Origin of the sequence: Actinotignum sanguinis (assembly GCF_030230305.1) — a bacterium.
Lineage (GTDB): Bacteria > Actinomycetota > Actinomycetes > Actinomycetales > Actinomycetaceae > Actinotignum > Actinotignum sanguinis.
The window spans coordinates 213,993-227,180 of record NZ_JASPCQ010000003.1 but is presented as its reverse complement, the minus strand read 5'-3'; the positions used below and the strand labels follow the sequence as shown (position 1 = coordinate 227,180).

Genomic DNA, 13,188 nt, shown 5'->3' with positions numbered 1-13,188 from the left:
TTTGACTCGAGTTTTTGGATGGACAAAACGTGTTGGTTTAACCCCGACTTTCCCGCACCACACCACCACAAACCAGGACTCGGACTCGGCTTAAATAAGTAAATGCCGAATCCGAAATGCAAAACATGCACACACCCCACCCAGAAATGGGGAACAACCCCGACCGGGAAACCGCGCTATTACTGCCCGCACTGCAAAACCACACAGACCCGACATAACACCACCACAGCACGCGACCTCACAGCCTTCTGGGACTACCTGCTAGGCGAATACACCTACCGCCACCACCCAGGCCAGGGACGCTCCTTGCGACGCCGTTTCGCTCCGCTATGGAAACTCTGGCCGGTCCATACCACCGTGAAAGAACACCACCACGTCATCTTCGTTGACGGGATCTACCTTGCCCACCGCCTGGCCGTGTTAATAGCCTGCACAAAAACACACGTACTGGGCTGGTACGTGGCTAGAAACGAGACCACCGCTGCCTGGACGGCGCTTTTCTCCCGTATCGCAGCCCCGGACGTAGTGGTATGTGACGGAGGAAGCGGGATCGCCAGTGCTGTCAAGCATGCCTGGCCCACCACCCGTGTCCAACGCTGCACGTACCATGCTTTTTGTACCGTGAAACGCCATACCACGACCAGGGCGCGTACCCAGGCCGGTGTCGAGCTCTACGGCCTAGCTAAAGACTTGCTTAGCATTTCCACCCGCAAGGAAGCACTCGAATGGATCGAGCGTCTAAGAGTGTGGAACCAGACCTGGAAAACACTACTGGCAGAGAAAACACGGCTTAGTGATGGCCGGATCGTTGACACGCACGCCCGCCTCCTGAAGGCGCGTAACTCGCTGAACACACTGGTAGGTAACCAGACACTATTCACCTACCTAGAGCCCGCACTGGTCGTGGAAGACGACCCGATTCCTGCTACCTCGAATCTAATCGAGGGAAAGATTAACTCGGCGCTACGGGCGATGCTGCGCCGTCATCGGGGTATGAGCCTGCTCCACCAGGTCAAGGCAGTGTTGTGGTGGTGTCAACGCCATACCGAGAACCCGGGCAGTGCTGGGCAGGTCTTACGCGAGACGGTCAGTGATGAGCAGATCGCTGCCCTTTTCGCTCGGGCCCGTGAGCGTCACCAAGCACAGGCCGAGGCCGAGATGTGGGGGACGGGTATTGAATGGACCGATCTACACAACGGGACTAAATGGAACCCAACCTACTAAACCGTAACCAACACATTTTGTCCTATAGCCCGGGAGAGGAGCCTCGATGGCGAAGCGTAAGAAGAAAGACCGCGGCGGTGTGCTGACCTGGGTGGGAATCCTCGCTATCGCGCTCGCGAGCATCGCGGATTTTGTGCTGTTTTTCTTTGATGATGGCTCCCGATATATCCTCTACACCCTCCCGCTGTGGTTCCTCGGCATCGGGTGTTTTGCCTGGCTGGGGCGGAGCGAGGAGCGCGGAGGGAAAACAGGTGATCAACGGGGTAGATGATAGTTACGCATCTCGTCTGCGCCTCTTTTGCTTGTTGGACCATTTCGCCCGCGGCGTGAATATTGTGCGCGGCGGGCCGTGCTTGAGGCAGGGGCAACGCGCTCGGCATAACGTGGCGCGCGCTATCCTCACCGTCACGTCACCAAATTCTCGGTACGATAGGGGAATGACCAGCGCGGAGCCCTGCCCCGCGCAGCAGGGCAAGTACAGGTAGGCCGCTCGCGGCCGTGACAAGGAGCCGCACAGTTGAGCCAATCGCAATCCTTCGCGTTCGATACCCAAACCCGTATCCCCAAGGTACGTATCGGGGTCGGCCGCGCGCACGGCAAGGCGATCCTATTCGGCGAACACGCCGTGGTCTACGGTGCCCCGGCAATTTCTCTTCCCGTTCATGTGCTTCCCGTTATCGCCAACGCCACCATCACCACTGGCGAATCAACGATTAGTTCCGAACTTTATCGTGGCCCGGCCGCTTCCGCACCGGAGCGCCTGAGCCCCGTGGTCGCGGCTATCGACGCCGGGCTTGATTTCGTGGCCCCGGGCAGCTCCGCCCACGTCACCATTTATTCCGATATTCCTTATGAGCGCGGACTCGGCTCCTCAGCGGCGGTCGCTGCCGCGATTGTTTCGGCCATTGCCGATGCCGCGGGGGTGCGCCTCTCACCAGCCGAGCGTTTCCTCCTCATCCAGGTGGCCGAACGGGTGGCCCACGGGCGCCCCTCGGGGATGGATGCGCATGGCGTCGTCGCCGATACCGTTATTAAATTCCAGCGCCCAGACGTCACTCCGTTGATCGTGGCGCGCCCCCTCCACGTGGTTATCGGTGATTCCGGGGTTCCCGGAGCTACACGGCAAGCCGTCGGCTCGGTCCGTGAGCTGCGCGAACAGTTCCCGGCGAAAGTGGAGACCCTGGTGGCGCGCCTGGCCGGATACGCGGCGGATGCGGAAATGCAGCTCGCAACGGGGGACTGGGCGAGCATGGGGGAGAATATGTGGCGCGCCCATGCTACCCTCGCGCAGCTGGGCGTTTCCTCCGCGGAACTCGATACTCTTGTAAACGCTGCTCACGGTGCTGGCGCGCTCGGCGCGAAGATGACCGGCGGTGGGATCGGCGGGTGCGTTATCGCCCTGGCGGAGAACAGTGCTCACGCGAAAGACATCGCCGCGGCGCTGAGTGCAGCCGGCGCAGCTAACGCCTGGTCTACCTGGGTGGAGGCCAGCAAATGAGCACCGCGCGCGCCCACCCGAATATCGCCCTCATCAAATACTGGGGCAAAGCGGATGACGAGCTCATGCTCCCTGCCGCACCTTCCGTTTCCCTTACACTCGATATTTTTCCGACGACGACGACAGCCCGCCTCGCCCCCACTTCCCACCGTGATCGACTCATTCTCAACGGCCAGGAAGCGAGTGAAAAAGCGCTTGCCCGAGTCGAGCGGGTTCTCGATGTGATACGCGACCAGGCCGGGCGTAGCGAAAAACTGCTGGTCATCAGCGATAATGAAGCACCGACGGGCGCCGGAATGGCCTCCTCGGCCTCCGGGTTCGCGGCCCTGGCGCTCGCGGCTGCCACCGAATACGGAATGGATGTGAACACCGCTCAGCTCTCTCGCCTGGCCCGGCGCGGTTCGGGATCTGCCGCGCGTTCGGTTATTAGCGGGGTGGCGCTCTGGCACGCCGGTACGGATGAAGAATCTTTTGCCGAAGAAATCTCGGCTCCGCCGCTGGCCATGGTCTCGGTGGTATTAAACACTGCTCACAAGAAAATTACCTCCCGGGAAGCGATGGTTACCACCCGCGCTACCTCGCCGTATTACTGCGGCTGGGTGGAATCCACTCGCGATATGGCCGCTCAGATGGTGGATGCCTGCAAGGCGGGGGATATGCAGCGGATTGGTGAGCTCACCGAGCTCTCCGCGCTGCGTATGCACGCTCTCATTATGAGCTCCGAACCGCCGATTCATTACCTCACTTCCGCGTCCTGGCGAGTATTTGAGCTGGCCCGCACTCTGCGCGGGGTGGGTTTGGATGTGTATGCCACCGCGGATGCCGGGCCGAACGTGGTGCTCCTAACCCGCCCGGAGCTCGCCGCCGAAGTGGCACGCCACGCTGAAGCCCTCGGCAAAGTAAGCATTGCTCACGCGGGGAACGGTGCTTACCTCGTGGAGGAGCCGGAGTCTCACCGGGAGGTGTTGTGAGCGAAACAGAGATGCAGGAGGCTCCCGTACGCATCCATGCCAATGCGCCGGGCAAGCTTTATATCGCGGGGGAGTACGCCGTGGTGGAGGCCGGCCGGCCAGCGATTCTTATCGCGGTGAACCGTTTTATCGACGTCGTTCTTACCCCGGCGGAAGGCTCCGGGCTGGTACGTTCGCACGGCAACGGTTTCGCACCTCTCTACTGGCGCCACGAAAACGCGCTCCCTGTTTTTGATGATATTGGCTCCGATTACGCTGCCAATGCGATCCGCACTGTTGAGGCGCTGCGCAGTGAACGCGGCCTCGAGGCCCGCCACTACAACCTTGATATCACCTCCGGTTTGGTCGAAGAGGACGGCCGCAAATACGGCCTGGGTTCCTCGGCCGCGGTAACGGTAGCAATCGTGGATGTGCTCAACCGTTTTTACCATCTCAAACTCACCCTGGAGGAACGCTATAAGATCGCGCTGCTTTCCGTTTTGGAGCGGGCCCCGCGGGCCTCGGGTGGGGATATTGCCGCCTCCACCTACCGCGGTTGGGTCTACTACCGTTCCCCGGACCGCGCGGGCCTGAGCGAATACGCGCGCAGCCACAGCGTGACCGAAACGTTGAACGCCCCGGCGTGGGATTGCTGGGCGGTGGAATCGCTGCCCGCTCCCGTCCACGAAGAACTCCTGGTGGGGTGGACCGGCTTGCCTGCCTCCACCGAGCATCTGGTTTCCGGGGTACAGGCTCGTTCTCGCGGCGCCTACTTCCCCGGTTTCCTAGACGAATACGAGGATGTAGTGGAGCGCCTGGCCACCCAGTTGCGCACTGGTGGCCGCATCGGTGCCGAGGTTACCGCCGCGCGCCGGCTTCTGCGCCAGCTGGGCGCCAGCTCGGGTATCACTATCGAAACCGAGAGCCTGACTCATTTGTGCGACGTCGCCGCCGGGCTGGGGGGAGCTGCCAAATCATCCGGAGCTGGCGGGGGTGATTGCGGGATCGCCCTGGTAGGAAGCGATGTGGATAAAGACGCGGTATATCGGGGCTGGCGCGCAGGTGGCGTCGAACCGCTCGACCTTACGGTGGTGGAAGGATGAGCCCGGCGAATGCTGCCGGCGCGGCTGGGGCTAGAGATTCGCGCGGTGCGGGCGATGGGGTTGGTGCGCGGCAGGATACTTCCCGGGCGGCGCGCAAAGACGAGCACGTAGCCCTGGCGCGTGCGCAGGAAATCCGTCGCAATGATTTCGACTGTGTGAACCCTGTTCACCACGCTTTGGCCGCTTGTGATGTGGCGGCGGTGGACCTGTCTACCCGGGTCGGGACGTTTAGCTGGCCGGTGCCCTTTTATATCAACGGGATGACCGGGGGCACGGAGGCAACCGGGAAGATTAACCGAGTGTTGGCCATCGCGGCGCGGGAGGTAGGCGTGCCGATGGCAAGTGGGTCCGCCTCGGTGGCCCTTGATGATCCGAGCACGGCTTCTTCTTTTACCGTGATTCGGGAAGAAAATCCGCGCGGTTTCGTCATGGGAAATATTGGGGTGGGGCGCAGCGGCGCGGATGCCCGGCGCGTGGTTGAACTTCTGGAAGCGGACGCACTCCAGCTCCATCTCAATGCCGGGCAAGAAATTGTTATGCCCGAAGGGGAACGCGAATTTTCCGGCTGGCGTGCCTCGGTGGAAGAAATCGTGGCGCAGGCCGGAGTGCCGGTGATCGTCAAAGAAGTGGGATTCGGGATCTCGCGGGAAACGCAACGTGTTCTCGCGGATCTAGGTGTGCAGGTGGTCGACGTCGGGGGAGTGGGCGGCACGGACTTCGCCCGTATTGAAAACTCCCGGCGGGAAGCGCGCGAGTACTCCTACCTGGATGGATTTGGCCAATCCGCCCCGCTCTGCCTCCTCGAAGCGGAGGCCGAAAGCGGGCTTGACCTGCTGGCCTCGGGCGGGGTGCGCACTCCTTTCGACGTCGTCCGTGCGCTTATTTTGGGTGCCCGGGCGGCTGGCGTGGCTCGCCAATTCCTCGAGCTGGCTATCCAGGGGGAGGCCGCTGCGGTGGCTGGGCTGCGTTCCTGGCGCGATCAGGTGCGCGCGCTGCTGGCGCTGCTCGGGGTGCGGACGGTCAGTGCGGCGCGGCAGTGCCAGGTGTTCATTACCGGGGAGCTGGCCGAACGGGCCCGGCTGCGCGGCGTCGATCTTGAGTCGTACGCGCGGCGTGGTGCGGCGCACACGAGTTTGTGTCATGCAACAGATATATAGCATTGCTAATACTCTCGCACCACGTTAGTATTGAGAAATGAGAGTGCGCGATCCTGATCTGTACGCTTTCTTCCGAGGAGGTCCCTACCCGAGGCGTTATCCGGCCGGTTTGCAAAAACAACTTACCCGGCGATTGCAGATGTTGAACGCTGCGAGAAGTGTGCACGATCTTCGCCAGCCGCCGGGAAACCGACTTGAGGCACTTTCGGGTAATCTTCGCGGGTATTGGAGTATCCGCGTGAATAATCAATGGCGGGTTGTGTTCCGCTGGGATAATGAAACACAGGAGGCTTATGATGTCTATTTCTGCGACTACCACTAACCAGTATCTTTCGACCCCGGGCGAGATTCTGAAAGAAGAATTTCTTGAACCTCTGGGAATCACTCCTTACCGCCTCGCCAAGACTATTGGGGCATCTCAAACGGCCATTGGGGAGATTATTTCCGGTAAGCGTTCTATCAGTGTTCCTATGGCGTTTAGGTTATCGAAGGCTCTCGGGACAACCCCGCAATTTTGGGTGAATTTGCAGCGCGATTTTGACGTTCTCTCTTTTGATGCATCTGAAGTCGAGAGTATTAATCCGCTTGTTGCCTAATTTACTGTTAGGCGCGAGTTGAATCTGCACGCCTAGTGTAACCAAAACTGCAGGCCCTGGTTGGCTAGTGGGTGGATTCGTGAGCGTATTTGCCGTCATTGCAAAGTTTCGACTCTTGGGGGCGCGCTCACGCAGTGCTGTTGCCGGGCGCACGCGATAGCGATGCCGCACCCAACGATCCGTCTTCCTAAGATGTATAAGATGTAAAAAGTAGTAAAGGCCGAGATCTGCGGATACGCATTGCGCGTAATCCATTCAGATCAAAAGGTAATGTGATGACCGTCAAATCCTCTTCTCTTTGACGCGACGTAGCGGATGGTATTACTCGCTCTTTTCGTGTGGTAGTTCTCGGGAACTGTACTGCGCTCGTACGACATGCGAAGTACAGCTGTGAAAAACATACCGTCTCCCGCCGAGGCTCATGTGACTGCTGAGGTACGTGAGGTTGCCGCATCTCAGCGTTGCGTCCCTGTAAAACGACGCCGCACCGACACCGTATCTGACCTGCCCTAATAACCCCACTCCCACACCGGCTTATGATATGTCCCACAGAGGTGGTTCTTTCCTCAACTGGATTTCTGGGCGGCGAGCGCCTAACGTAATTCCCATGGCGAACAGGACCACTCAGATGCACACCGCGATGCGCGGTGCCTGCGTGCGTACCTGCATGTGCCCCATGTGTTGCATGTGTTGCTGTCGCTAGTTCGCCAGCGGAACCCGAAAATTAGCTGCCCTCATACCTAACGGCCGGGCATTTTCGGATAGCCAGCGCGGACAAGCGGCACCCCGGCGCTCGATTCCCGGGGATTAGCACAATTGTGGATAATGCGATGTCCGCGGTGGCACGGCCTTGCGTCTCGTTCCCAAAATCCCGCATTATCCACGGTCAACCCAACACCAAGTAAGGAAGAACCGTGGCATCTGCACAAACCTCACGTATTCGTCGTCGCGTCCTGGGCGGGCTTTCCGCCCTGGCGGCGCTCACCATGGCCCTTACCGGGTGCTCTAGCCCGGATATATCCGGCTCGGGTGACTCCGCCGCCGGTACTGCCTCCGGTTCCGGGGCCGGCGCAGAAAGCGCCACCGTGGGGGCCCGCACCCCCGAACAGATCAAAGAAGCCGGAACCATCAAGATCGGCACCTTTGCTGATAAGGCACCTTTTGGCTCTCTCGTTGGGAAAAACACCTACGAAGGCTACGACATCGTTTACGGGGAACGCATCGGTAAAGACCTGGGTGTCAAGGTTGAATGGGTCCCGGTGGATGCCTCCTCGCGGGTGGAATTCCTCAAATCCGGGAAGGTTGATATTATCCTCGCGAACTTCACGGTGACTCCGGAACGTGCCGCGCAGGTGGACTTCGCCAACCCGTACATGAAGGTATCTTTCGGTGCTGTTTCCAGCGCGAAGAACCCGGTGCGTTCGGAAACGGAACTCGCGAATAAAAATATTATTATCGTCAAGGGCACCAGTCAGGACGCGTGGATTACCGCCAACCATCCGGAGTGGAAGGTGACGAAGTACGAGCAGTACACCGAAGCCACGAATGCCCTCACCGATGGGCGCGGGGACGTGTGGATCACAGACAACACCGAGGCCCTTGCTTTCACCGAACAAAACAAGGATTTCGTGACAGGTATTTCCTCTTTCGGAGAAGAATCCACCATCGCGGCGGCTGTCCAGCAGGGGAATACCCAGCTGCGCGACTGGATCAATAACAACCTTGTGGAGCTGGGCAAAGAGAATTTCTTCCACAAGAACTTCGAGCAGACCCTCGCCCCGGTCTACGGCACCGCGATCTCGCCCGATGAACTCGTGATCGAAGGCGGGGCTCGCTAAGAGTTCCCTCCTCCCGCAGGCGCGGGCCGTCCTAATGGCCTCAACCGGCCGCCCGCCGTGAACCGAGCGGGCGGCCCGCGCCGCGGAGAGAACTTCTAGCACAGCCAAACCCCAGCGAGGATATTTCATGGATCTATCAGTACTGAGCGAAGCGTGGCCCCTGTATATGCAGGCCATGCTTGTCACGCTCCGCATCGGCGCCATCGGCGTGGCCGCCTCCCTCCTCCTCGGATGGGTGTGCGCCGCGCTCGTGCATTTCCGGGTTCCTATTGCACGCCAGCTCGTGGCTGTCTACATCGAGCTATCGCGCAATACCCCGCTCCTTGTCCAGCTTTTCTTTCTCTATTTCGGCCTCCCGAAAATTGGACTTACCCTCACCGGGGAAACCTGTGCGATTATCGGGCTGACCTTCCTGGGTGGCTCCTATATGGCGGAAGCTTTCCGTTCCGGCCTGGACTCGGTGCCGCGTATCCAGCGTGAATCTGCCCTTGCCCTCGGGCTTACCCGCCGCCAGGTTCTCACCCGGATACTGCTCCCGCAGGCGGTTGCGGTAGCGATGCCGGCGCTCACCGCGAATATTATTTTCCTCGTCAAAGAGACGTCGGTGGTGTACGTCGTCGCCGTTCCGGACCTCATGTACCTGGCCCGCGAACACATGGGCCTGCAATCCACCACGCAGGAATCCCTCCTGCTCCTGACGGTGTGCTACACAATTATTTTGCTTCCCGTGGCCCTCGGGGCACGCTGGCTGGAAGGGAGGATGCGCCGCTATGCTGCCGTTCGCTAACGCCACCTTCGCTTCCGTATCCGCGTATGTAACGACGCCGCCCGACGCCCTCACGCCCACCACCTCCACCACCGGCGGGGAAGGCTGGCGCCCGCTCCTCGACCCGGAAAATATCTCCCTCCTCTTCCAAGGGCTGTGGGTTTCAGTGCGCATCGCCCTCATCGCAATGGCGCTCTCCCTCGTTTTCGGCACCCTCCTGGGCCTGGTCATGGACGTGCGCTCGCGCCTGGTCCGTTTCCTCACCCGCGCTTACGTGGAGGTGCTACGCATCATCCCGCAAGTGGTTCTCCTCTTCATCGTCTACTTCGATTCCACCCGCACCTTCCACCTCGATATGTCCGGCGAGCTCGCCGCGATTATCGTTTTCACCCTGTGGGGGACGGCGGAGATGGGGGACCTGGTGCGCGGCGCCATTGCCGCCGTACCCGCCCACCAATACGAATCCGCCCGTGCGCTCGGGCTCTCCACCCGCCAGCTGCAACGCCACGTGATTCTCCCGCAGGCGATCCGCCAGCTCATCCCCCTCACGGTCAATCTCACAACCCGCATGATTAAAACGACGGCGCTCGTCTCCCTCATCGGCGTCATCGAAATCCTCAAAGTTGCCCAGTCGATTATCGACCGGGAACGCTTCGACTACCCGGATGCCGCACTGTGGATTTACGGCGCGGTCTTCCTCATCTACTTCGTGGTTTGCTACACGATTTCCGCTTATTCGCGCCACTTGGAAAGGAAACTGGCACTATGACAAGCCCGGCATATTCGCAGCCCCTTGACCCTGCCCTCGCACCCAGCCCGCTCGCTTTGCGTGGCGCGGCCTGGCATGTACAAACGCTGCGTTTGGTCGACGTCGACAAAACCTACCCAAATGGCGTGCATGCCCTCCAAGGTATTTCGCTGGAAGTGGCGCCCTCCGAAGTTGTTGTCGTCGTCGGCCCATCTGGATGCGGCAAATCCACGCTGCTGCGCACCATCAACGGACTGGAGGATATCCAATCCGGCAGCATCTCCTACGGTGAACAGAACCTCGCGGAACCGGGCACGGACTGGACCGCGGCGCGGGCCCGCATCGGTATGGTTTTCCAGAACTACGAGCTCTTCCCGCACCTGTCGGTCCTCGAGAATCTGCTCCTCGCCCCGCGCGTGGTACGCAAGGCACCCACCGGCCCCACCCGCGCACGCGCCCTCGCGTTGCTCGACCGCGTCGGCTTGGCGAGCCGCGCCGATGCGCGCCCCAGCCAGCTTTCCGGCGGGCAGAAGCAGCGGGTGGCGATTGTGCGTGCCCTCATGATGGAGCCGGAGGTGCTGCTCCTGGACGAAATCACCGCCTCGCTGGATCCGGAGATGGTGCGCGAAGTGTTGGATGTGGTGCTGGAGCTAGCCGGCGGTGGGATGACGATGCTGCTCGTCACCCACGAAATGAGTTTTGCGCGGGCCATTGCCGACCGCGTGGTCTTTATGGATGCCGGGAAGATCGTGGAAATCGATAGCCCCGAGCGCTTCTTCACCAGTCCTGCCTCGGCGCGCGCCCGCGCCTTCCTCAAGACATTCGTTTTTGAGCCGGTAGACTGAGCGGCGTGACTGACTCGAGAATCACCCCGGACTCGCAGACCCCCATCCCCACCAAATGGGTGGGCCCCATTCACATCTCCGGCCCCGTGCTGAGCGGCGCCGTGGAAGTCCCGCTCGCCACGTATGAAACGCCGCTGTGGCCTTCGTGCAACCGCGGCGCGGATGTCTCGCGCATGGTGGAGGGGGGTATCCGCGTCTGCGTGGCCGATGAGCGCATGTCCCGCTCGGTGCTTTTTATTGCCGACGACGCCGCGGCGGCTCTCCGCGCGGTCACCGCCATCGCGGCGCGGCGCTCCGAGTGGGAGCGGGTGGTGGCCGGGCAGTCGCGCTTCGCGCGCCTGCTGGATATCCACCCCGAAGTGGTGGGGAATTTGCTTTTTGTGCGTTTCGAATTCTCCACCGGGGATGCCTCGGGCCACAATATGGCCACCCAGGCCGCCGAGGCGCTGATGAGCGCGATAGCAGCGGTATGCCCGGAGCTGGAGTACGGATCCATTTCCGGGAATTACTGCATCGATAAAAAGCCCTCCGCCGTCAACGGGATTCTGGGGCGCGGGCGGCGCACCATCGCTGATATTTTCATTCCGGACGAGGTGATCGCCCGGCGCCTGCGCAGTGATGCGCACCGGATCGCCGAACTGAATTACCGCAAAAATTGGGTGGGCTCCACGCTCGCCGGGGCGGTGCGCTCGGCCAATGCCCACTACGCCAATATGCTGCTGGCTGTCTACCTGGCCACCGGGCAGGATGCCGCCAATATTGTGGAGGGCTCCCAGGGCTTCACCCACGTGGAAGAACGCGAAGGCGGGCTTTACGTGTCCTGCACCCTCCCGAATCTCATTGTGGGAACCGTGGGGAACGGTAAGGACCTCCCCGGCATTGAAGCGGTCATGGAGCGCATGGACCTGGCGGACCGGAGCCGGCCGGCCGGGGAAAACTCCCGGCGCCTGGCGGCCATGATCGCGGCTACCGTGCTGTGCGGGGAGCTGTCCTTGTTGGCCGCGCAAACGAATCCGGGTGAGCTTATGCACGCGCACCGTAAATTTGAACGCGGCGGAGCGCCCGCACCGGTGAACAGTGCTTCGGTGAACAGTGTTCCCGCGGGTGAATCCGGTGCCCGCGCAGCGGAGCAGCACTCACGCGCTAAGGAGGACTAAGTGAATATCGGCATTGACGCACTCGCTTGCGCTACTTCGCATTACTGCCTGCCGCTCGCGGATATGGCGGAGGCCCTGGATGTGCCCGTGGGTAAGTACCACGTGGGGCTCGGCCAAGAACATATGAGCATCCCGGCCCTCGATGAGGACGCCGTCACCCTGGGGGCCCAGGCCGGGGCACGCCTCCTGGCCGCCACCGGTACCGCGGGAATCCGCACCGTCATTTTCGCTACCGAATCCGGGGTGGATCAATCGAAATCCGCCGGGGTTTTCCTCCATGCTCTCCTTGAGCTGCCGCGCCATGTGCGCACCGTGGAAATGAAAGAAGCCTGTTACGGGGGCACCGCGGCGCTGCAAAGCGCCCTGGGTATCGTGGCGCGCCACCCGAAGGAAAAGGTGCTGGTCATCGCCGCGGATATCGCCCGCTACGCGGCGGGCGGATCCGGGGAGCCCACCCAGGGAGCCGGTGCCGTGGCTTTCCTCGTCAGCGCGGAGCCGCGCCTGCTGCGCATCCCCGCGGTAAGCGGCGTATACACCGCGGATATTAATGATTTTTGGCGCCCGAATGATTCCAGCACCCCGCTGGTGGACGGCCACCTTTCCATGGACGCCTATATGGATGCCCTTACCGGGGCCTACGATGACTACCTGGAACAGGGCGGCATTCCCGCAGCTCAACTGGCTCGTTTTGTGCATCACCAGCCCTTCGGGAAAATGGCTCGCAAGGCTCACGCTCGCCTCATGGCTCACACGGGTGACTCGCGCGGGGATGAGGTAATCGAAAGCGGCCTTGCTTACGGGCGCCAGATCGGCAACTCCTATACGGCCGCCCTCTACATTGGCATTCTTTCTCTGCTCGGCACCGACCCGGCCGACCTCACCGATACTGCTATCGGGCTGTTCTCCTACGGCTCGGGAGCGGTGGCGGAATTCTTCACCGGTATTCCGGTGGCCGGCTACCGCGAGCGGCTGCGGGAAACCGGGGCCGATGCCGAGGGCGTGGCCGCGCTGCTCGCCGCGCGCGAAACCATCGATTTCCCCACCTACCGCGTCCTGCACGGCTCCCTGCGCACCGACGCCGCCGATTTTTCGACGCCGCCGCAGACCACCGCCCCCTTCCGCTTCGCCGGGGTCAGCTCCGGGGTGCGCCAGTACGAGGTGCGGAGCGGTAGCCGAGCCTGAGCCCCGCGCCGGGTGAACAGCGCTGCGCGGCGGGGGCGTGGCGGCGGGGCGGCGTCGTCGTACCAAGATGGCGACACCCGCGCGTGCGGCGCCCTGCAAAATAATCGCCCCGTGCATAGAAATT

Annotated in this window: 14 protein-coding genes; all 14 read left to right on the top strand. The window is 61.6% G+C overall.

Annotated features, from left to right (window positions below; translation table 11 throughout):
• Window positions 1–102 precede the first annotated feature (102 nt).
• The 14 genes from QP828_RS03250 to QP828_RS03185 all read left to right on the top strand — a co-directional run bounded on the left by QP828_RS03250 (window position 103) and on the right by QP828_RS03185 (window position 13,064).
• On the top strand, window positions 103–1,224 hold the full coding sequence (locus QP828_RS03250; protein WP_274734633.1) for an IS1249 family transposase: 1,122 nt from the start codon (window positions 103–105) through the stop codon (window positions 1,222–1,224).
• Window positions 1,225–1,270: 46 nt separating this feature from the next.
• Entirely contained in the window at window positions 1,271–1,495 is a 225-nt protein-coding gene (locus QP828_RS03245) for a hypothetical protein (RefSeq protein WP_274735107.1), read from the top strand.
• Window positions 1,496–1,741: 246 nt separating this feature from the next.
• Window positions 1,742–2,722, top strand: a complete 981-nt coding sequence (gene mvk, locus QP828_RS03240) for a mevalonate kinase (RefSeq protein WP_126135649.1) — start codon at window positions 1,742–1,744, stop codon at window positions 2,720–2,722.
• Window positions 2,719–3,693: a diphosphomevalonate decarboxylase gene (gene mvaD, locus QP828_RS03235; RefSeq protein ID WP_274735108.1), complete on the top strand. Its 975-nt coding sequence runs from the start codon at window positions 2,719–2,721 to the stop codon at window positions 3,691–3,693. Before mvk ends, mvaD begins: the two co-directional genes overlap by 4 nt.
• Entirely contained in the window at window positions 3,690–4,775 is a 1,086-nt protein-coding gene (locus QP828_RS03230) for a phosphomevalonate kinase (protein ID WP_274735109.1), read from the top strand. Before mvaD ends, QP828_RS03230 begins: the two co-directional genes overlap by 4 nt.
• Window positions 4,772–5,932 (top strand): type 2 isopentenyl-diphosphate Delta-isomerase, encoded by a 1,161-nt coding sequence (gene fni / locus QP828_RS03225; RefSeq protein ID WP_274778571.1) that lies wholly within the window; start codon window positions 4,772–4,774, stop codon window positions 5,930–5,932. Before QP828_RS03230 ends, fni begins: the two co-directional genes overlap by 4 nt.
• 43 nt (window positions 5,933–5,975) lie before the next feature.
• Complete coding sequence (locus tag QP828_RS03220; protein WP_274733492.1) at window positions 5,976–6,254, top strand: type II toxin-antitoxin system RelE/ParE family toxin; 279 nt, start codon at window positions 5,976–5,978, stop codon at window positions 6,252–6,254.
• Entirely contained in the window at window positions 6,226–6,528 is a 303-nt protein-coding gene (locus QP828_RS03215; protein ID WP_274733493.1) for a HigA family addiction module antitoxin, read from the top strand. Before QP828_RS03220 ends, QP828_RS03215 begins: the two co-directional genes overlap by 29 nt.
• Window positions 6,529–7,442: 914 nt before the next feature.
• Entirely contained in the window at window positions 7,443–8,366 is a 924-nt protein-coding gene (locus tag QP828_RS03210) for a transporter substrate-binding domain-containing protein (protein ID WP_274733495.1), read from the top strand.
• Window positions 8,367–8,493: 127 nt separating this feature from the next.
• The gene (locus QP828_RS03205) at window positions 8,494–9,153 is read left to right on the top strand and encodes an amino acid ABC transporter permease (protein WP_126135654.1); all 660 of its coding nucleotides are present in this window, start codon (window positions 8,494–8,496) and stop codon (window positions 9,151–9,153) included.
• Window positions 9,137–9,901: an amino acid ABC transporter permease gene (locus QP828_RS03200; protein WP_274733497.1), complete on the top strand. Its 765-nt coding sequence runs from the start codon at window positions 9,137–9,139 to the stop codon at window positions 9,899–9,901. Before QP828_RS03205 ends, QP828_RS03200 begins: the two co-directional genes overlap by 17 nt.
• Window positions 9,898–10,725, top strand: a complete 828-nt coding sequence (locus QP828_RS03195; protein ID WP_274733498.1) for an amino acid ABC transporter ATP-binding protein — start codon at window positions 9,898–9,900, stop codon at window positions 10,723–10,725. The genes QP828_RS03200 and QP828_RS03195 overlap by 4 nt, the downstream gene beginning before the upstream one ends.
• Window positions 10,726–10,730: 5 nt before the next feature.
• Window positions 10,731–11,882 carry a hydroxymethylglutaryl-coenzyme A reductase family protein gene (locus QP828_RS03190; RefSeq protein ID WP_274733500.1) on the top strand — a complete coding sequence of 384 codons (1,152 nt, stop codon included), beginning with the start codon at window positions 10,731–10,733 and terminating at the stop codon, window positions 11,880–11,882.
• Window positions 11,883–13,064, top strand: a complete 1,182-nt coding sequence (locus tag QP828_RS03185; protein ID WP_274733501.1) for a hydroxymethylglutaryl-CoA synthase — start codon at window positions 11,883–11,885, stop codon at window positions 13,062–13,064. It begins immediately after the preceding gene.
• The last annotated feature ends 124 nt before the right edge of the window (window positions 13,065–13,188 follow it).